Here is a 19,813-nt window from a genome sequence, read left to right on the forward strand (position 1 = left end):
TGCTCGCCGAGGCGTTCTCGACCTGGTCGGCCGCCTGCGGATCGGCTCAGGCGGTGATGCGGTCGATGATGAGCGGCAGGGCGTCGGGGTCGCTCGCGGGCCCCACCTCGTAGGCCCCGTCCAGCGCTTCGAGCGCGCGCTCGAAGCGCTCGGTCTCATCGGCGTGCAACGTCATCAGCGGCTGCCCGGCGCGCACGATGTCGCCGAACCCGGCGTGCAGGGTCACGCCCGCGCCGAGCGACACGGGATCCTCCTTGCGCGCCCTCCCCGCGCCGAGCCGCCACGCCGCCAGGCCCACGCCGTACGCGTCGAGCCTGCGCAGCACGCCGGACGCCGGGGCGGTGATCTGGACGGTCTCGGCGGCGCTCGGCAGCACCGCGTCGGGGTCGCCCCCCTGGGCCGCGACCATGCGCCGCCAGGCGTCCATGGCCGAGCCGTCCATCAGGGCGTCCTCGGGGTCCTTGCCGTGCACCCCGGCCGTGTCCAGCATTTCGCGCGCCAGCCGTACGGTGAGCTCCACCACGTCGGCGGGGCCGCCTCCGGCGAGGACCTCGACGGCCTCGGCGACCTCCAGGGCGTTGCCGACCGCCCGGCCGAGGGGGCGGTCCATGGCCGTGAGCAGGGCGACGGTGGCGACGCCGGCGTCGGCGCCGAGGCCGACCATGGTGGCGGCGAGTTCGCGGGCGTCGTCCACGGTCTTCATGAACGCCCCAGAGCCGACCTTGACGTCCAGGACCAGCGCGCCCGTGCCCTCGGCGATCTTCTTGGACATGATGGAGGAGGCGATCAGCGGGATCGACTCGACGGTGCCGGTGACGTCGCGCAGGGCGTAGAGCTTCTTGTCGGCGGGGGCCAGGCCGCCGCCCGCCGCGCAGATGACCGCGCCCGCGCCGCGCAGCACCGCGAGCATCTCGTCGTTCGACAGCGACGCCCGCCACCCGGCGATGGACTCCAGCTTGTCGAGGGTGCCGCCGGTGTGGCCGAGGCCGCGCCCCGACAGCTGCGGCACGTAGGCGCCGCAGGCGGCGACGAGAGGGGCGAGCGGCAGTGTGATCTTGTCGCCGACGCCGCCGGTGGAGTGCTTGTCGGCGGTGGGCCGGTCGAGGGCGGACCAGTCCATGCGCTCACCGGAGCGGATCATCGCCGCGGTCCAGTCGGCGATCTCCCGGCGGTCCATGCCGTTGAGCAGGATCGCCATGGCCAGCGCCGACATCTGCTCGTCGGCCACTCCCCCGGCGGTGTACGCGCCGATCACCCAGTCGATCTGCGCGGCCGACAGCGGCCGACCGTCGCGCTTGGTGGTGATGACCTCGATGGCGTCCAACGTTCAGGCTCCCCTGGACAGATCTTCAGGCCCGAAGGCGAACGGCATGAGCGTGGCGAGCCGCCACGGCCCCTCCGGGGTCTCGACCAGCAGGTCGGCCCCGCCGTGCTCGTAGAGAAGCTGGCGGCAGCGCCCGCAGGGCATGAGCGGCTCGCCGTGCCCGTCCACACAGGTGAACGCCACGAGCCTGCCGCCGCCCGTGGCGTGGAGCGCGGACACCAGGCCGCACTCGGCACACAGGCCGAGGCCGTACGAAGCGTTCTCCACGTTGCACCCGGTCACGATACGCCCGTCGTCCACCAGGGCGGAGGCGCCGACGGGGAACTTGGAGTACGGCGCGTAGGCGTGGGTCATGGCCTCGGCCGCCGCGGCCCGCAGGGCGTCCCAGTCGATTGCTGCGGTCATTTCGCCTGCCCTTTGCGGTAGCGCACACCGTCGGCCGCGGGCGGGCGCAGCCGCTGCGAGGCCAACGCCAACACCAGCAGGGTGGTGAGGTGCGGAGTGAACGAGGTGAACTGCTCGGGCACGGTGTCGGTGACCGCGAAGACGGTGAACACCACGGCCGCGCTCACCGCCGTGATCACGGCGGCGCGGACACGCTGCTGCTTGACGAGCTGGTAGACGGCCACGGCCGCGAGGATCAGGGCCACGAACAGAAGCAGTGCGTGGACCGAGGTGCCGCCCTGCCGGAGTTGGAGGGCGTCGGTGTAGCCGAACAGCGTGGAGCCCGCGGCGAGGCCGCCCGGCCGCCAGTTGCCGAAGATCATCGCGGCCAGCCCGATGTAGCCGCGCCCGCCGGTCTGGCCCTCGCGGTAGATGCCGGCGGCCACGATCGACAGATACGCGCCTCCAAGGCCGGCGAGCGCGCCGGAGACGACGACGGCGAGGTACTTGTAGGTGTAGACGTTGACGCCCAGCGACTCGGCGGCCACCGGCCGCTCGCCGCACGCGCGCAGCCGCAGGCCGAAGGCGGTCCTCCACAGCAGGAAGACGCTGAGCGGCACGAGCAGGATGGCGAGGATCGTGAACAGCGACACGTTCTGGGTGAGCCCCCGCAGCACTCCAGCGAGGTCGGAGACGAAGAACCAGCCGTTGCTCTCCACCTGGCGCAGCGGTTCGCCGATGCCGGGGAGGCTGATCCGGTCGATGCCGGGGATGCGCGGCGACTGGGTCTCGCCGCCGCCCCGCATCGGGGCGAAGACGAGCTTGGAGAGATACTGCACGACGCCCATCGCCAGGATGTTGATGGCGACGCCGGAGATGATGTGGTCGACGCCGAACGTCACGGTGGCGACGGCGTGCAGCAGCCCGCCGAGCAGGCCGCCGACCGCCCCGGCGACCACTCCGGCCCACGGGTTGCCGGTGACGATCGCCCCCCAGGCGCCGAACCACGTGCCGAAGATCATCATGCCTTCAAGGCCGATGTTCACCACGCCCGCCCGCTCGGCCCAGAGGCCGCCGAGTCCCGCCAGTCCGATCGGTACGGCAAGGCTCAGCGCGGCGCTCACCGTGCCGCCCGAGGCGATGTCGGTCGCGCCGGTGACGATCCGCACCAGGGACAGGAGCGCGAGGAACCCGGCGACCCCGAGGAGCACCACCGGCCAGGTGAGCTTGAATCCGCGGGCCGCGGGCGCGGTGCCGGTCGGCTGCCGGGCGGCGAGTCCGGTGGCCGTCATCGGCTCACCGCCCCCTCCGGCGTCGCCGTACCGCCTGCGCCGCCGCTGCCGCCGGTGCCGCCGGTGAGCTCGCGGCTGACCCTGCGCTGCTCGGCCGCCATCCGGTATCGATGGACCAGTTCGTAGGCCACGATCACGGAGAGCACGATCGTGCCCTGCATGATGATCACGATCTCCTTGGGGATGCCTTCGAGGTCCAGGATGTTGGAGGAGTTGTCGAGGAAGCTCCACAGCAGCGCCCCGACGGCGATGCCGACCGGGTGGTTGCGCCCGAGGAGCGCGATGGCGATGCCGGTGAAGCCGAGGCCGGCGGGGAAGTCCAGGCTGTAGGAGTAGGACGCGCCGAGAAGCTGGGGCATGCCCACCATTCCGGCCACCGCGCCGGAGATCAGCATGGTGGCGAGCACCATCTTCTTGACGTTCACGCCGCTCGCCACGGCGGCCGACTCGGACCTGCCCGTGGCCCGCAGGTCGAAGCCGAAGACCGTGCGGGTGAGCAGCACGTGATAGGCGATGCCCATCAGTATCGCCACCACGATGAACCCGAAGACCTTCACCGTGGTGCCGGGGATCAGGGCGAAGCCCGGGAAGTGCGCGGATTCGGGGATCGGCCTGGTGCCGATGTTGTTGCTGCCGGCCACGGGCACCGCCAGCAGCGCGGGCGTGAGCAGCCACGCGCCGACGCCCGTGGCGATGGCGTTGAGCATGATCGAGGAGATGACCTCGCTGACGCCGCGGGTGGCCTTGAGCAGGCCCACGATGCCCGCCCACAGGGCGCCGACCAGCACGCCGACCAGCACCACCACCACGATGAGCAGCGGTCCCGGGAGGGCCACCGTGCCGCCGACGGCCGCCGCGAGCAGCGCGGCCAACCGGTATTGCCCGTCCACGCCGATGTTGAACAGGTTCATCCGGAACCCGATCGCGACGGCGAGCCCTGCCAGGTAGTACGTCGTGGCGAAGTTCAGCGTCAGCACCAGCGAACGGGGCTGCACGCCGTACTCCGCCATCAGCGCGAACGTCGCGAACGGCGCGTTGCCGGTGATCAGCAGCACGACCGCGGTGATGACCGCGGCGAACAGGATCGCGAGCAGCGGCGCGGCGAGCGACAGCCAGCCGGTGAGCTTGACCCGGCCGGACACGCGGTCGAGGAAACCGCCGGCCGCCGGGCTCATGACTCCTCCCCCGCGCCGGTCATGGCGGAACCGAGCTGTTCGGGGGTGACGGCGCTCGGGTCGACATCGGCGACGATCCGGCCGCGCAGAATCACCTTGAGCGTGTCGGACAGCCCGATCAGTTCGTCGAGGTCGGCCGACACGAGCAGTACGGCGAGGCCGTCCGCGCGCGCCGCGCGCAGGTGATCCCAGATGGCGGCCTGCGCGCCCACGTCCACCCCGCGCGTGGGATGCGAGGCGATGAGCACGACGGGGTCGCCGCTCATCTCGCGCCCGACGATGAGTTTCTGCTGGTTGCCGCCGGACAGCGCGGCGGCGTCGACGTCGATGCCGGGGGTGCGCACGTCGTATTCGCGGGCGATGCGCTCGGTGTCCCCGCGGGCGCCCGCCCGGTCGATCCACGGCCCCTTGGCGTTGGGTCGCCGCGTCTGGTGGCCGAGGATGCGGTTCTCCCACAGCGGCGCTTCCAGCAGCAGCCCGTGGCGGTGCCGGTCTTCGGGGATGTAGCCGATGCCGCCTTCGCGGCGGCGCAGCGTGGACCACGATGATATGTCGGCGTCGGCGAGGTGGATCGTGCCATCGGCGGGACGCATGCCCATGATGGCCTCCACGAGTTCGGCCTGGCCGTTGCCTTCGACGCCGGCGATGCCGAGCACCTCACCCTTGTGGATGGTGAAGGCGACCTGGTCGACGGCGGCTCTGCCGTCGGGAGCGCGCACGGTGAGGCCCTCGACCGAGAGCGCGACCACGTCGGTGACGGTGGAGTCGCGGGTCTCGGGGCTCGGCAGTTCGCTGCCGACCATGAGTTCGGCGAGCTGACGTGCGGTGACGGCGCTCGGGTCGACCTCGGCGACGGTCTCCCCCCGCCGGATCACGGTGATCGCGTCGGCCACGGACAGGACCTCGTCGAGTTTGTGGGAGATGAAGATGATGGTGAGCCCCTGGCCGACGAGCACGCGGAGGTTGTCGAAGAGTTCCTCGACCTCCTGTGGCACGAGGACGGCGGTGGGTTCGTCGAGGATGAGGATGCGCGCTCCGCGGAAGAGCACCTTGAGGATCTCGACCCGCTGACGTGCGCCGACGCCGAGCTCCTCCACCAGCATGTCGGGTTCGATGCCGAGGCCGTAGGCGTCGGAGATCTCTTTGATCTTCTTGCGGGCCGCCCTGAAGTCGATGGCGATGCCGCCCTTGCGGGGTTCGCTGCCGAGGACCACGTTCTCCAGCACGGTCAGGTTGTCGGCCAGCATGAAGTGCTGGTGAACCATGCCGATGCCGGCGGTGATCGCGCCTTCCGGCGAGCGGAACGCGACGGGATCGCCATTGATCTTGATGACGCCCTCGTCGGGGCGCTGCATGCCGTACAAGATCTTCATCAGGGTCGACTTGCCCGCGCCGTTCTCACCGACGATCGCGTGGACGTGACCTCGCCTGACCATCAGGCGGATGTCGCGGTTGGCGACCACCCCGGGAAACCTCTTGGTGATCCCCTCAAGCTCTACGGCGGGCTGCGCCACGACCTCTGTCGGAATGCTGATGGCGGCCTCCCTCATACGGTCGCCGAACGAACCGGTGTTTGACACTAGACCACGAAGGCTCGGCGACCATCGCGCCGAGCCCTCGGGATCAGCGCAGGTCAGGAGGTCGTCTCCGGCACCTTGATCTCGCCGCTGACGATCTTCTGCTTGTATTCCTCAAGCTTGTCCTTGATGTCGTCCACCTTTCCGCCGGTGACGGAGTAGTCGACACCCGCGACCTTCAGGTCGTAGACGGTCGTCCCGGGCTTCACGGTGCCCGCGGCGAAGCTCTTGAGGAAGTCGTAGACGGCGACGTCGAGCTTCTTGAGCATCGAGGTCATGACGACGTCCTTGACGGCCGCGTCGGCGGTCAGCGCCTGGTCGGCATCGACGCCGATGGCCTGCGCCTTGCCCGCCTTGGCCGCCTCGAAGACGCCGCTGCCCGAGCCGCCGGCGGCGTGGTAGACCACGTCGGCCCCGGCGTCGATCATGCCCTCGGCCACCGTCTTGCCCTTGGCCGGGTCGTTGAAGCCGGTGAACTCCGGCGGCTGGCTGAGGTACTTGCTCTGGATGGTGATGTCCTTGTTGACCGCCTTGGCGCCGGCGGCGAAGCCCGCCTCGAACTTCTGGATCAGCGGCACCTGCACGCCGCCGACGAAGCCGACGTTGTTCTTCGTCGACTTCAGCGCGGCGGCGGCTCCGACGAGGAAGGAGCCCTCGTGCTCGGCGAAGACCAGGTTGGAGATGTTGGGGCCGGTCGCGGCGGCGTCGTCGACGATCGCGAACTTGACGTCGGGGAACTCCGCGGCGACCTTCTTCACCGGGCCGGAGTAGGCGAAGCCGACGGCCACGACCGGGTTGTAGCCGCTGGTCGCGAGCAGACGCAGCCGCTCCTCCTTCTGCGCCTCGGTCTCCCCGGGGCTCGCGGTCAGCTCACGGGGGTCGGGCAGCTTCAACTCCGACTTCGCCTTGTCGAGCCCCGCGGCGGCCGAGTCGTTGAACGACTGGTCACCCCGTCCGCCGATGTCGTAAGCGAGTCCGACCTTCGCTCCTGTCGGCGCGGCGGCCGACGAGCCGCCCTCAGCCGGAGTCGCGGTGGTGCTGTCTCCCCCACACGCGGCCACCCCGACGGTGACCATGGCACCCGCCAGCACGCCGGCGGCCATTCTGCCCACTCGATTGCGGAGCAAGGTGACTCCCTTCCTGTCCCCGCGTCCAACTTGTGTACATGCATGGAGAGAGCGATGCACGGCAACTCTGGACGGAAGGTATGTGATTGACCTGCCATGGCCAAACCCAGGATGTAGTCCGCAACACGTCCGTTATCCGGCGCACTCCTGCCCGTGACCAGGCGGGGAGATCAAGGCCGGGCCCGACGGGCCCGGCATGTGCGGCGACAAGCCGTACGGCACGAGCCCGCGAACCGACTGCCACGGGAGGGGCGTGCATGGGACTCCTTGGTTGGCTAGTCAGAGTGTGACCAGCTTCACCACAAGGAAACGTCACAGGAGTTCACCAAAATCTCCACACTCCCCATGCCCGGGGCGGAAGACGGTGTGCTCAGACCCTGCCCAGCTCGCTCAACTGCTCGGTGAGGCCGTCGACGCTCGGCCTGCCGCCCTCCCACAGCGCGGTCAGCGCCGTGGCGGCCATGAAACGCACGCCCATGCCGATGCAGCTCTCGTCGACGTCGAACGTGCCCTGGTGGATGTCGGTCTGGAGCGGGGAACCCGGTCTGCGGGTGCCGAGTCTGGCGAAGGCGCCCGGAATGGATTCGAGATACCACCCGAAGTCCTCACCGCCGAGGCTCTGCTGGGTGGGCACCACGGCCTGGGCGCCGAGCACGCGCTCGGCCGCCTCGGCGAGCATCTGCACGCTCTCCTCGTCGTTGACGACGGGGGGAACGCCGCGCGCGTAGTCCATTTTGGCCTCGATGCCGTACGCGCCCGCCACGGAGTCGAGCAGCGTCTGGATCAGCTCCGGGGCCGCGTGCCACGCCTCCTCGTCCAGGCAGCGCACGGTGCCCTCGGCGACGCCGCCGTCGGGGATCGCGTTGGCCACCGAACCGGCCTCGACCCGGCCCCACACCAGGCTGAGCGAGGAGCGGGGGTCGACCCGGCGGGACAGGCCCGCGGGCACCTCGGTGACGATCTTGGCGAGGGCGAAGACCAGGTCGGCGGTCAGGTGGGGCCGCGCGGTGTGGCCGCCGGGGCCGCTGACGTGGATGGCGACCTTGTCGCACGCGGAGGTGATCGGCCCGGCCTTGAGCCCGACCTGCCCGACCTCGACCCTCGGGTCGCAGTGAAGGCCGAAGATCCGGTCGACGCCGCTGATGCCGCCGCAGGCCAGCACCTCACGCGCGCCGCCGGGCAGCTCCTCGGCCGGCTGGAAGATGAGACGGACCCTGCCGGGCAGCAGCCCCTCGGCGGCCTGGCCCGCGAGGAACAGGCCCGTGCCCAGCAGGATGGCGGTGTGCACGTCGTGCCCGCAGGCGTGGCACACGCCGGGGACGGTCGAGGCGTAGGGGACGTCCTTCTCATCCGGCAGCGCCAGGGCGTCGATGTCGGCGCGGAGGGCCACCGTCGGCCCGTCGCCGCTGCCGATGTCGCAGATGACGCCCGTGCCCCTCGGCATCACCACGGGGGCGAGCCCGGCCTCGGCGAGCCTGTCGACGATGCGCTGAGTCGTGCGGTATTCCGCGAAGGCCAGCTCCGGATGCATGTGGATGTCACGGCGAAAGCCGACCAGAGCCCGTTCGGTCCCGGCCAGGAACGCGTCAAGCTCCCCCCGTAGGTCACGTCCCCGCATTGTTACCCTTCCCATCTGAGATCGCCATCGCGAAGAGACACGGCGGGAAGGCCGTGTGCGCGTTGACGAATGATTCGACTGTATCCCGCTCACGCCTGGTCACGTGAGTAACCGCACCAAATGTTGGGATGCAGCATGCCGCTGACCAGGCCTTCACGTGGGCGAACATCACCGGTGGCCACGCAGATGATCCACCAACCATCCGGAGACACCATGCCTCCGTAGTCACAGGGGGTCATGTGAGAGATGACCCCTCTAATCCGGCTTCGCCGGATTCGCGTATTAGGCCCACTCCACAGCGTGACAGGCGACCGGACAATCCCGGACAAACATCCTCCCACTCTGTCCCGCCGATCTTTTCGGCAAACATCGACTAGCCATGCAAATGCCGTAACCCCCGGTGCCACTCATCGCACCCCCTCGACTCATGCCACCAGGACAAATGCATGTTTCACTGCCCTTGTGATCGCTAATATCCCATTCGCCGGGAAGTGTGGAAGTTTGAACATCTTCGAACCGAGCGAGGGGACCATGGTGGTCGTTCCCTCGATCTCACTTCCCCCAGCGGAACTGAGCTGCATCAAGGGCGTACGGCACTACGAAGAGCGTCTGATGTTCCTGCTGCTCGCCCTCGATCATCCGGACGTACACCTCATCTATGTGTCGTCCCTCCCCGTCGACCCCGCCATCGTCGACTACTACCTCGGCTTCCTCCGCGACCCCCGCGACGCCGCCGGACGCCTCCACATGATCAGCGCCGACACTCCCGGCCCCGACACCCCCGGACCGCCGTCGCAGTCGCAGTCGCAGTCGCTGAGCCAAGCCCTCCTGGACAGGCCCGACCTCATCCACCGGGTCCGCGCGCTCCTCGCCGAGACGCGCACAGCCCCGGGAGCCCCGGGAATCCACGAGAGCCCGGCCTGGATGGTCCCATGGATCTCCACGGACCTGGAGGCGGAGCTGGCGCGGCTCTGGAACCTCCCGATCTACGGCCCGAGCGCCGCCCACGCGGCGCGCTTCGGCTCCAAGAGCGGGTCCCGCGAAGCGGGACGGCAGGCGGGGGTGCCCATGCCGCGCGGCTTCGCCGACCTGCACTCCCTCGCCGAGGTGGAGCACGCCGCGCGAGCGCTGTCCGGCCGCCGCATGATCGTCAAACTGAACGACGGCTACTCGGGCCTGGGCAACGCCATCGTCACCAGGAGCGGACACTCCCTGGCCGACTCCCCCACGAGCTTCTCCGCCGCGAGGGAGACCTGGGACAAGTTCGCCAAGAAGATCTGCGAGCGCGGCGCGGTGCTGGAGGAGTACATCGAGCAGGACCTGGTCTCCTTCCCCAGCGCACTTGTGCAGATCACGCCGAACGGGCGGGCCGAGGTGATCGCGACGCACGACCAGGTGCTCGGCGGCGTGAACGCCGACCTGTACCAGGGATGCAACTTCCCCTCACGCGGGGAGTACCGCGCCGAGGTGAACGGCTGCGCCCTGCGCATCGGCCGCGTGCTGGCCGGCAAAGGCGTCATCGGCCTGTTCGGCATCGACTTCTTCGTCGTGAAGACCGACGGCGGCTACCGGGCGCTGCTCTGTGAGATCAACCTGCGCATCGGCGGAACCACGCACCCCTTCGGCGCGATGCTCCTCACCACAGGTGCGCGTTTCGACCCGGTGCTCGGCGCGGTGGCGGCGGACGGCAGGCCCAAGTACTACACGGCGACCGACAACTGCGCCTCGCCGAGCCTGCGGGGCAGCACGCCCGGGGAGGTGGTGCGCAGGGTCGAGGAACTCGGGCTCGGGTTCGACCGGCGCAGCCGTACCGGCAATGTGCTGCACCTGCTGGGGTCGGTGCCGGAGCACGGCAAGCTGGGGTTCACGAGCATCGCGGACTCGCCGGAGGAGGCCATGGCGCTGCACCGGAAAACGCATCTGGCCCTGGGATCCGCCCTATGAGCGGGAGGGTCTGACCGTAATCCATGGGGTAATGGTCCTCTATGGGAAATACGGTCACCCTTATCCAACGCCGCGTCGAGTCGGTCAAGGAGTGGGGCCGACACGTGACCAGCCGCGAGCGCGTGCGCCACCCCTGGGTCGACCATCTGATCAGGACGGTTCAGCGCTACCAGGTCCAGTACGGCGACCGCCTCGCGGGCGCGGTCACCTACTTCGCGTTCCTGTCGTTCTTCCCGATCCTCGCCTTGGCCTTCGCGGTGTTCGGCTACATCGTGACCTTCCGCCCGGACGCGCTGCAGGTGCTCACCAACGCCATCAACGGGCAACTGCCCGGCCTGGCCGAACAGCTCGACGTCGCGCACCTGGGAGAGGCCAGGTTCAGCGCGGGGCTCATCGGTGTGCTCGGCCTGCTCTACGCCGGGCTGGGCGCGATCGACGCGCTCCGCGGCGCACTGCGGCAGATCTGGATGACCACGGAGCCGCCGTTGAACTTCGCCCTCGCCAAGCTGCGCGACCTGGCCACGCTGTTCATGCTGGGGCTCACTCTGATCGTGTCGACGGTCGTGACGGGGCTCGCCACCAGCGCCGGCGCCATCGTCACGGGCTGGGTCGGCCTGGACGGATCGGCCGTGGCCGAACGTGCCGTCTGGCTCGCCGGGGTGCTGGTCGGCGTCGCCGCGGACATCGTGCTGTTCCTGATCGTGCTCGGCTGGGTGGCCAAGCCCTCCCAGCCCTTCCGCACCATCCTCAAGGGCGCGGTGCTCGGCGCCATCGGGTTCGGGGTGCTCAAGCAGATCGCGGCGCTCGTGCTGCCGGTCACGCTCAACAACCCGATCTACGGCGCCTTCGCGGTCATGGTGGGGCTGCTGATCTGGATCAACCTGTCGGCCCGGCTCACGCTGTACGTCGCCGCCTGGACGGCCACCGCCGACATGGGCCCTCCTCCCGCGCCCACCCCGGTGCCGGGCCTCGGGATGCCGAGGTCACCGGGGCCTGCGCTCAACGGGCACGGGCCTTGACCTTGCGGCGCATGCCGTACAGGACACCTGCCACGCCGCCGAGCAGGCTGACGCCGATCAGCAGCGGTACGGCGAGGCCGGAGCCGGTGCCCGGCGCCGACGCCTTGGCCGCGTCGGCGGGGGCGGCGTTCATGGGCGTGCCCACCGGGCTGGGTGACGCGGTCTGGGCAGGCTTGTCGGGCAGCGGGTCGACCAGGCGCCCCACCGGGGTGACCTTGCCCCGCGCGGCGAATCCCCAGTCGAGCAGGTCGGCCACTTCGCCCCAGAACGCTCCCTCGTGGCGCATGATCGCGACGATGACGGTGTGGCCCCCGCGTGTGGCGGCTCCGGAGAAGCTGCCCATGGCCTTGGTGGTCCAGCCGTTCTTGCCGCCGACCATGCCGTCGTAGCTCCACAGCAGCTTGTTGTGGTTGCCGATCTCGTAGTAGCCCTTGGGCGCGGGGAACTTAGCAGTCTTTGTGCTGACATAGCGGCGGAACTCGGGGTTTGCGAGCCCTGCCCGGGTGATGAGGGCAAGGTCGTAGGCCGAGCTGCTCTGTCCGGCTTTGTCCAGCCCGCTGGGGGTTTTGGCGACCGTGTCCATCGCCTGGAGCTTGTGGGCGACGGCATTCATCTGCGCGAGCGTCGGCTCCAGCCCGCCGTTCGCCTCCGCGAGCGCCATCGCCGCGTCGTTGCCCGACGACAGCATCAGCGCCCGGAACAGATCGTGCACCTGGTAGAGGGGCTTCGGCACCAGGCCGACCGCGCTGCCCTCCTGGTTGCACGCGGTGCGGCTGGGCGTGACCCGCTTGTTGCGGTTGAGCTGCGGGATAAGGGTCAGCGCCGTGAGGGACTTCAGGGTGCTGGCCGGCAAGTAGCGTCCGTGCGCGTCCTTGGCCGCGAGCACCTCGCCGGTGCCCGCGTCGGCGACGACATAGGACCTCGCCTTGGTCTTCGGTGGCGCTTTGACCTCGGCCGGGGCCACCAGGCCCCGATGGCCGAGCAGGTCGCCGCCGATGGGCGGCGCCGTACGGGCCTGCGCGGGAGGCGCATGGACGAGTACGACAGAGGCGAGTAGCGCCGTGACCGACACCAGGTGTTTCGTCCCCATGGTGATCTCAGGGTAGCTTCGTACGGATTCGCATGTAGCCACACCTGCCCGCCCGGTTCACCCATACGCCTGAAGTTGAACAATGTTGACGCAGTTCAAGCGTGTCTCTGGAGTGCCACTGCCTCCATCATGAAAGAACAACATCAATCTAAAAAAGAACACCAGTGTCAACGATCGACATCGCCCGCCACAGCAGAATGTCCGACCCGCAGACACACGAGCCGGACATTCAGGATGTTTCAGGCGCTTTCGCGGTACCGACCGGTCAGCCTCTCGGCAGGAACCCCACCCTGTCGCGGACCTTGGTCATCGTCTCCGCCGCCACCGCGCGGGCACGCTCGGCGCCGATCGCCAGCATGCGGTCGAGCTTCTCCTCATCGGCCAGCAGGGCCTCGGTGCGCTCCCGGATCGGCGTGAAGGCGTCCACCACCACCTCGGCCACCTCCTTCTTGAAGGTGCCGTAGCCCTGCCCCGCGTAACGCGCCTCAAGATCGGAGATCGAGGTGCCCGTCAGCGCCGACTGGATGCGCAGCAGATTGGTGACGCCCGGCTTGTCGACCTCGTCGGCCTTCACCTCGGTGCCGGTGTCGGTGACCGCGCGCATCACCTTCTTGCGGAGCGACGACGGCTGCTCCAGCACGTCCAGGATGCCCTGCGGGCTGGAGGACGACTTGGACATCTTCGCCGACGGGTCCTGCAGATCGGAGATCTTCTCGACCTCTTTGAGAATGAACGGCGACGGCAGCGTGAACGTCTCCCCGTGCCTGTGGTTGAACCGCTGCGCGAGATCGCGGGTCAACTCCAGATGCTGCTTCTGGTCGGCCCCCACCGGCACCTGATCGGCGTGGTAGAGCAGAATGTCGGCGGCCTGCAGAATCGGATAGGTGAACAGGCCGACGCTGGCCGCACCCTCACCGTATTTCGCGGACTTGTCCTTGAACTGCGTCATCCGGCCCGCCTCGCCCATGCCGGTCATGCAGTTGAGCACCCACGCCAGCTCGGCATGCTCAGACACGTGGCTCTGCACGAACACCGTGCACCGCTCCGGGTCGAGCCCCACCGCGAACAGCTGAGCGGCGGCCACGCGCGTGCGGTGGCGCAGCTCCTTCGGGTCAGGCTGCACCGTGATGGCGTGGAGGTCGACAACGCAGTAGAACGCCTCGTGCGTGTCCTGGAACGGCACCCACTGACGCACCGCACCGAGGTAGTTGCCCAGGTGGAAAGAGTCGGCCGTGGGCTGGATGCCGGAAAGCACACGTGGTCTGGCTGCCATAGCGTGCAATTCTGTCAGGCCCCGGGGGGCGGATGCGACTCGGCACCACCGGGTCCCCTGCCGTTCGCCTCCGGCCCGGACGCCGTGGGCCGCACACCGGTGGACTGCCCGGTCGCAGATCGCGGATCGGCCTCGGAGGACGGCGCGGACAATGACGCCGACTCGCCGACCTGGGCAGGGGGCAAAAGCGACGAGTCCGGCGGAGGGGACGGCGTGCGGCGCTTGACCCGGACCCGGTCCACACGGCGGCCGTCCATCGCGGTGACGGCCAACTCGAAACCGGGGATCTCCACCCGCTCGCCGAGAGTCGGCAGATGGCCGAGCGCCGCCATCATGAACCCGCCCAGCGTCTCATAAGGCCCGTCGGGCAGCCTGATCCCGCATTTAGCGGCGAACTCATCAAGGTTGACCAGACCCTCGATCTCGACCTCACCAGCCGGCAGGCGCACCGACCGGCCGCCATCGAGATCGTATTCATCGCGGATGTCGCCGATGAGCTCCTCGACCAGATCTTCGAGGGTGACGATCCCCGCGGTCCCGCCGTACTCATCCACCACGATCGCCAAATGGTGGCCCTCGTCCCGCATCTCCGACAACGTCGTGAGCACCCGCTTACTCGCGGGCACCAGCTTCACCGGGCGGATCGGCACCAGCTCACTGATGGGCTCGATCCGGCCCGTGAGCACCGGGTCGAGCAGATCCTTGACATGGACGAACCCGATGATCTCATCGTAGGAATCGCGGAAGACCGGATAGCGCGAATGCGGCATGGCGACCGCGAGCACCGCCGCCTCCGCCAGCGCGGTGTCGGCCGCCATGAACTCGACCTCCGTGCGCGGCAGCATCACCTCCCTGAGCTGCCTCTTCCCGGCGGCGAACACCTCGCCGATCAGATGCCGCTCGTCCTCGGTGAGCTCGTGGTGGCCGACGACCATGTCGCGCAGCTCCTCGGTCGTCATCTCCTCGCGGTCGGCCGACGGGTTGCCGCCGAGCAGCTTCACCACGACATCGGTCGACTTCGACAGCGCCCAGATCACCGGCCTGGACAGCGTCGCCATGCCGTCCAGCAGCGGCGCGACGAACAGCGACAGGCCCTCCGCACGCTGCCTGGCCAGCCGCTTCGGCACCAGCTCGCCGAACACCAGCGAAACATAGGAGATGGCCAGCGTCACCAGCACCAACGACGCCGCGGGCGCGAGGCCCTGAGGCAGCCCCCACGACACCAGCGTGGGAATCAGGTGGGCGGCCAGCGTCTCGGCGCCGAACGCCGCCGACAGCATCGTCGCCACCGTCACACCGATCTGCACCGCCGACAGGAACCGGTTCGGGTCGCGCGCCAAACGCGCCACACGGGCTCCGCCCCTCCCCCGCGCGGCCAGATTGCGCACCTGGCTCTCCCGCAGCGACACCAGCGCCATCTCGGCCGCGGCGAAGAAGCCACCGATCAGAATGAAGAGCAGGACGATGGCGGAGTTGACCAGGACGCTGTTCAACGGCTCGATTCCCGTCCGGATTGCGCAGACGCTGACGTGGAGCTGTCAGCGTACTCCCCGAAGTGACAACCCCCTATGCTGGAAACTTCGATCTTATCGAATGCGTTCCTCTCCCCCGCCGCGCCGTCCCCCGGCCGGGCGAAACCAGCGCGCGGCCCCGCATCCGTCCCATAAGCCGATCACCGTGAGGATCTCGTGAAACTGCTGGTCACCGGAGGCGCTGGATACATCGGAAGCGTCGTCGCCGCACAGCTCTGCGAAGCCGGACACGACGTCGTCGTCCTCGACGACCTGAGCACCGGGCACGCCGACGCCGTCCCCCCCGCGGCCCGCTTCGTCCGCGCCCCGATCACCGAAGCCGGCGACACCCTGGCCGAAGGCGGCTTCCACGGCGTCCTCCACTTCGCCGCCCGATCCCTAGTCGGCGAATCGGTCGAACACCCCGACCTCTACTGGGCCAACAACCTCGGCGGCACCCTCGCCCTCCTCGACGCCATGCGCACCCACCGCGTCCCGCGCATCGTCTTCTCCTCCACCGCCGCCACCTACGGCGAACCCGACACCACCCCCATCGAAGAGAACGCCCCCACCCGCCCCACCAACCCGTACGGCGCAAGCAAACTCGCCGTCGACACCGCCCTCACCGCCTTCGCCGGAATGTACGGCCTCGCCGCCGTCAGCCTGCGCTACTTCAACGTCGCCGGCGCCTACACCGCCGCCGACCACCGCGTCTACCGCGAACGCCACACCGTCGAAACCCACCTCATCCCCCGCGTCCTCGCCGTAGCCCTCGGCCTCGACGACTCCGTCAGCGTCTTCGGCGACGACTACCCCACCCCTGACGGCACCTGCATCCGCGACTACATCCACGTCGCCGACCTCGCCCAGGCCCACCTCCTGGCCCTGCCCGCCTGCGCCGAAGGCACCCACACCATCTACAACCTCGGCAACGGCACCGGCTTCTCCGTGCGCCAAGTCCTCTCCGCCTGCCGCGACGTCACAGGCCACCCCATCCCCGCCATCACCCGCCCCCGCCGCCCCGGCGACCCCGCCGTCCTCGTCGCCTCCTCCGCCCGCATCCAGCACGAACTCTCCTGGAAGCCCGCCCACCCCAGCCTCCACGCCATCATCACCGACGCCTGGCAAGCCCTCCGCCCCTGACCCTTCGGGCCCCGCACCAACCCGAGGCCGGTCTCCCAGGGACCTGAAGAAAGGAACCAGGTCGCACTTTCAGGGTCTCCCCGCCCTGGCAGCACCGGCTTTCAGGCATTACCTTTCCGCCTGTGATGGATCAACGCCTCCTGCAAAATGTCATCAATCTCGCTCCAGCTCATCGGCAACTTCCACATGTCCGTGGGTGCGCATTTCCGCTGCCAACATTCGTAAATCATTTCGGATGCTGACAGATTTAACGTTTTCCGCACCGATAATGCATCGACGAGCCTCGGCGATTCCCTCGTCTACATCGCCCTGGGCGACAAGGACTACCGCAGAATGGCTCTTCCCCGTGGGCGAGCTGGCCGGGCTTCTCCGCAACGACCCGCTCAGCCTGCCCGGCCTGCTCCCCTACGGTCGGGAGTCGCTGTGATCACGCTTGATGAGATCCGGTTCGTCGCCGACCTCGGTCGAAAGGCGGTCGTCACGGACAATCCAGACGGTCGAGAGCCAGCGCCGATCGCGGTGGACCGTGAACAGACTCGACCGCGCAAGGCCGGCGGTGCTCAATGAGCGCGAGTGAAGGAATGACGCTGACCGCCGACACCCAAGCGGCTCCGGTGTCCAAGGACAGCAGAGGAAGAACGTTCATCCCTCCCACCGGGCAGCAGCGGCCGACCGACGGCCTCCGCCCGACCGAAGCCCATACCGATTCGGTGATCGGCCACCCCGGGAGCGCGAGGGGGCGCCGGTGCTTGGACTGAGGAGCGCCGGGAGCGCAGCGACCAAAGCGACGAGGGAAAGCACCGGATCAAGAGCCCCCTCGCCGCGACGCGAAGCGTCGCCATCAAACACAGCTTGCCCAACATGCCGGGAGTCGGCCAACCCGGCCCGTCCCCATTCCGGACCCGCCCACCCCGGGAGCGCGAGGGGGCGCCGGTGCTTGGACAAACAAGCCTTCTTAAGGGTGCCCTAGCCCATCCGCCTTTGACCTGGGCTTATGCGGACTACCGCCATTTGGGCCGTGAGCAATGTCACGCTATCCGCATAGTAGAGCTATGCCTCATGTTGGCTCACCCGGCATGTGGTGACTGTTCGGCTAGCCTGGGATCAGCGCAAATTGCGAGAGGGTGATGCACCATCGCAGACAACCACGGAATCGCAGACCGTCTACGCGACCTGCGTAGACGACGCGGCCTTACACAGGAAGAGCTCGCCCACGCATCGGGCCTGAGTCTTCAGGTGGTGAAAAAGATCGAACGTGGTGGGAGTGCAAGGCTGGAAACGCTGCACCAACTTGCACGGGCTCTAGGAGTGGTAACCCTCACCTTCGTCGGACCGACTTCGCCTGAGCCGAAAGAAGATAACGATGACGCGGTGCTTGCGGATTTAAGATCCGCGATCTCGCCACCCATGGGGCTCACAGGCCGCCCTATCTACGGGTCGGCTGATGACGAGGAACTCGACCTAGAGCACTTGGCTAAGGCGGTCAAACTGGCCGAAAGGGCATACCGAACCAACCGATATGACGATCTAGCTAGCTTTCTACCGTCGCTGGTGCGTTCAGCGCACCATCACGTTGATGGCCACTCGATGGACCAAGGCCAAACTCATCGGGAAGCGCTACAGCTACGCGCGGATGTGGTTGGACTAGCAGGGCGCTATCTGATCCAGATTCGGGCTCATGACTTGGCCCTTGTTGCGCTTCACGCGTCGCTTCGGGATGCACTAGAGATCGATGATGCCGCGCGGGCGGCTGCGGCCGTGAGCGGACAGGCTCACGCCATGTTGCGACAGGGCCGCCTCGCAGAGGTAGAGATACTGTGCGCCGAAGCAGCGATGCAGCTCGAACCAAGGCTGTCCAAGGCAACCCCCGCACAGCTATCAGCGTGGGGCTGGATGCTGTTGCGGGCAAGTGCGGCTGCGGCCAGGAACAATCGCCCTCATGAAGCAGCGGAGTACCAGGGGATGGCCGCCGCTGCCGCCGCGCCGCTCCGGCGGGAGCACCCAACCGTGGATCAGAAGAGCTTCGGGCCTGCGACGGTCGCGCTAAAGGCGGTCGAGAATCACCTTGTCTCTGGGGCACCTGACAAGGCGCTCGCCCTCGCATCCACGCTTTCAAGGACTGAAGACCTCACCGATGAGGAGTGGAACCGTCATCTTCTCGACAGAGCACGTGCTCATGTGCAGACCGGCAACGCTGAAGAAGCTACAGAAGTTCTAGTAGAGCTGCGGCGGCGTAGTCCCCAATGGCTGAGATATCAGCAGCTCGGGCGAGACACCTTGCGTGATGTGCTCGCCACTCGTGCCCGGAAGCTCACGGAGCAACAGAGGGCCCTGGCCGACCATATGGGAATCATGGACTAGGTCTACGAAACGTAGCCCTTCAGATCGCGCAGCACGGTAAGGGCCGTGCTGCGCTTCTGTTTTGGTGGGGCACCTCCGCCTATCGTCTCTCTCGTCGTGCCCAGCGAGGTGATGATGAGACCTGAGCGAGTACGTGGGGAGAGCTTGCATGGCCCATGGCCAACTCCCGCTGAGGAGCTGCAAGCGAAATTCAGCGATGCCTGGGAGATTTGGCGCGAAATCGATCAGGGGCGTCATGGGGATTGGGTCGCTCGTCGCATTGATGGCGCAGAAGCCTGCATAAGGGCCAGCGACCTAGAGACCTTAGAGGCACATCTATCTAAGGCGGCTAAGCGAGTGGTGAGTCAAAGGCTCGACCGATGTCAAGCCGGTGATAGTTCACGCGAAGCCACGAAGACCGATAACGACCAGTACGGGTCCGTCGAACGATGGCATTCGAACGACGGACCCTCGATCGCAAGTGAGGTGCGATCTGGGATGAATCTTACGGCCTTAAGACCGGTGAGAGGGGCGAATGCCTCGGAGGTGTTGCGGCCTTACGCTTCAGCGCTGAGGTCTCAGCACGCGGTGGTGCATGAAGCGGGTCACCGGCTGCTGGTGCGGTCGGCCTGCGGGGTCGCCGCGACGGTCAGTGTGGTCGAGACCCCGATCTGGGACGGGCGGAAGTTGCACTTCCTCGTCCGCCAGATGGACCCGGTGGCCAAGGAGTGGCTCTTCCCCGTGGGCGAGCTGGCCAAGCTTCTCCGCAACGACCCGCTCAGCCTGCCGGGTCTGCTCCCGTACGGCCGGGAGTCGCTATGACCGGGTGCATGCTCCCCGAATCCCTGCTGCTCTCGTCTGAGCTGGGGCTGTCCCCGGTGATGCAGAGCAACGGGGAACTGCTCGCGGTCGACGAAGCCGGGTGGGAGGTCGCGACGGTGTCTGTCGGGCCGCGTAGCGGCTGCTACCTGGTGTCCGCGCCTGCGGTGAGCGTGA

Annotated in this window: 16 protein-coding genes; 6 read left to right on the forward strand and 10 right to left on the reverse strand. The window is 68.2% G+C overall.

Features of this window, described 5'->3' with window-relative positions; translation table 11 throughout:
* Positions 1-46 precede the first annotated feature (46 nt).
* The 7 genes from BLQ73_RS08945 to BLQ73_RS08975 form a co-directional block, all read right to left on the reverse strand.
* The gene (locus BLQ73_RS08945; protein WP_093169882.1) at positions 47-1,324 is read right to left on the reverse strand and encodes a thymidine phosphorylase; all 1,278 of its coding nucleotides are present in this window, start codon (positions 1,322-1,324) and stop codon (positions 47-49) included.
* A gap of 3 nt (positions 1,325-1,327) precedes the next feature.
* On the reverse strand, positions 1,328-1,729 hold the full coding sequence (locus BLQ73_RS08950; RefSeq protein ID WP_093169883.1) for a cytidine deaminase: 402 nt from the start codon (positions 1,727-1,729) through the stop codon (positions 1,328-1,330).
* Positions 1,726-3,000: an ABC transporter permease gene (locus BLQ73_RS08955; protein WP_093169884.1), complete on the reverse strand. Its 1,275-nt coding sequence runs from the start codon at positions 2,998-3,000 to the stop codon at positions 1,726-1,728. The genes BLQ73_RS08950 and BLQ73_RS08955 overlap by 4 nt, the downstream gene beginning before the upstream one ends.
* Complete coding sequence (locus tag BLQ73_RS08960) at positions 2,997-4,175, reverse strand: ABC transporter permease (protein ID WP_093169885.1); 1,179 nt, start codon at positions 4,173-4,175, stop codon at positions 2,997-2,999. The genes BLQ73_RS08955 and BLQ73_RS08960 overlap by 4 nt, the downstream gene beginning before the upstream one ends.
* The gene (locus BLQ73_RS08965) at positions 4,172-5,725 is read right to left on the reverse strand and encodes an ABC transporter ATP-binding protein (protein WP_093169937.1); all 1,554 of its coding nucleotides are present in this window, start codon (positions 5,723-5,725) and stop codon (positions 4,172-4,174) included. Before BLQ73_RS08965 ends, BLQ73_RS08960 begins: the two co-directional genes overlap by 4 nt.
* Positions 5,726-5,808: 83 nt before the next feature.
* Positions 5,809-6,879 carry a BMP family lipoprotein gene (locus tag BLQ73_RS08970; protein WP_218125677.1) on the reverse strand — a complete coding sequence of 357 codons (1,071 nt, stop codon included), beginning with the start codon at positions 6,877-6,879 and terminating at the stop codon, positions 5,809-5,811.
* A 370-nt stretch (positions 6,880-7,249) separates the two neighbouring features.
* Positions 7,250-8,497 carry an amidohydrolase gene (locus BLQ73_RS08975; protein WP_093169887.1) on the reverse strand — a complete coding sequence of 416 codons (1,248 nt, stop codon included), beginning with the start codon at positions 8,495-8,497 and terminating at the stop codon, positions 7,250-7,252.
* A 501-nt stretch (positions 8,498-8,998) separates the two neighbouring features.
* Between BLQ73_RS08975 and BLQ73_RS08980 the strand changes: the two genes are divergently transcribed.
* Together BLQ73_RS08980 and BLQ73_RS08985 are read left to right on the forward strand one after the other, a co-directional pair.
* Entirely contained in the window at positions 8,999-10,441 is a 1,443-nt protein-coding gene (locus tag BLQ73_RS08980) for a peptide ligase PGM1-related protein (RefSeq protein ID WP_093169888.1), read from the forward strand.
* A gap of 104 nt (positions 10,442-10,545) precedes the next feature.
* Complete coding sequence (locus BLQ73_RS08985; RefSeq protein ID WP_245690914.1) at positions 10,546-11,460, forward strand: YihY/virulence factor BrkB family protein; 915 nt, start codon at positions 10,546-10,548, stop codon at positions 11,458-11,460.
* On the opposite strand, the gene BLQ73_RS08990 is transcribed toward BLQ73_RS08985, so the two are convergent.
* The 3 genes from BLQ73_RS08990 to BLQ73_RS09000 all read right to left on the reverse strand — a co-directional run bounded on the left by BLQ73_RS08990 (position 11,441) and on the right by BLQ73_RS09000 (position 15,316).
* Positions 11,441-12,550, reverse strand: coding sequence for a D-alanyl-D-alanine carboxypeptidase family protein (locus BLQ73_RS08990; protein WP_093169890.1), 1,110 nt, complete (start codon positions 12,548-12,550; stop codon positions 11,441-11,443). The genes BLQ73_RS08985 and BLQ73_RS08990 overlap by 20 nt on opposite strands.
* 265 nt (positions 12,551-12,815) lie before the next feature.
* Entirely contained in the window at positions 12,816-13,823 is a 1,008-nt protein-coding gene (trpS, locus tag BLQ73_RS08995; RefSeq protein WP_093169891.1) for a tryptophan--tRNA ligase, read from the reverse strand.
* A gap of 14 nt (positions 13,824-13,837) precedes the next feature.
* Positions 13,838-15,316: a hemolysin family protein gene (locus tag BLQ73_RS09000; protein WP_245690915.1), complete on the reverse strand. Its 1,479-nt coding sequence runs from the start codon at positions 15,314-15,316 to the stop codon at positions 13,838-13,840.
* Positions 15,317-15,511: 195 nt separating this feature from the next.
* Between BLQ73_RS09000 and galE the strand changes: the two genes are divergently transcribed.
* The 4 genes from galE to BLQ73_RS09015 all read left to right on the forward strand — a co-directional run bounded on the left by galE (position 15,512) and on the right by BLQ73_RS09015 (position 19,639).
* Positions 15,512-16,477, forward strand: a complete 966-nt coding sequence (gene galE / locus BLQ73_RS09005) for a UDP-glucose 4-epimerase GalE (RefSeq protein ID WP_093169892.1) — start codon at positions 15,512-15,514, stop codon at positions 16,475-16,477.
* A gap of 423 nt (positions 16,478-16,900) precedes the next feature.
* Complete coding sequence (locus BLQ73_RS32170) at positions 16,901-17,044, forward strand: hypothetical protein (RefSeq protein WP_176955337.1); 144 nt, start codon at positions 16,901-16,903, stop codon at positions 17,042-17,044.
* Positions 17,045-17,629: 585 nt separating this feature from the next.
* Entirely contained in the window at positions 17,630-18,838 is a 1,209-nt protein-coding gene (locus BLQ73_RS09010; RefSeq protein WP_275936277.1) for a helix-turn-helix domain-containing protein, read from the forward strand.
* Positions 18,839-19,408: 570 nt separating this feature from the next.
* Entirely contained in the window at positions 19,409-19,639 is a 231-nt protein-coding gene (locus tag BLQ73_RS09015; protein WP_143020184.1) for a hypothetical protein, read from the forward strand.
* Positions 19,640-19,813 lie beyond the last annotated feature (174 nt).

The sequence above is a fragment of the Sinosporangium album genome, assembly GCF_900100605.1.
Lineage (GTDB): Bacteria > Actinomycetota > Actinomycetes > Streptosporangiales > Streptosporangiaceae > Sinosporangium > Sinosporangium album.

What these genes read in the sequence shown, in the direction of transcription:
- BLQ73_RS08950 (WP_093169883.1), bottom strand. Translation starts at nt 1,729, where the DNA reads ATGACCGCAGCAATCGACTGGGACGCCCTGCGGGCCGCGGCGGCCGAG.
- BLQ73_RS08955 (WP_093169884.1), bottom strand. Translation starts at nt 3,000, where the DNA reads ATGACGGCCACCGGACTCGCCGCCCGGCAGCCGACCGGCACCGCGCCC.
- BLQ73_RS08960 (WP_093169885.1), bottom strand. Translation starts at nt 4,175, where the DNA reads ATGAGCCCGGCGGCCGGCGGTTTCCTCGACCGCGTGTCCGGCCGGGTC.
- BLQ73_RS08965 (WP_093169937.1), bottom strand. Translation starts at nt 5,725, where the DNA reads ATGAGGGAGGCCGCCATCAGCATTCCGACAGAGGTCGTGGCGCAGCCC.
- BLQ73_RS08975 (WP_093169887.1), bottom strand. Translation starts at nt 8,497, where the DNA reads ATGCGGGGACGTGACCTACGGGGGGAGCTTGACGCGTTCCTGGCCGGG.
- BLQ73_RS08990 (WP_093169890.1), bottom strand. Translation starts at nt 12,550, where the DNA reads ATGGGGACGAAACACCTGGTGTCGGTCACGGCGCTACTCGCCTCTGTC.
- trpS (WP_093169891.1), bottom strand. Translation starts at nt 13,823, where the DNA reads ATGGCAGCCAGACCACGTGTGCTTTCCGGCATCCAGCCCACGGCCGAC.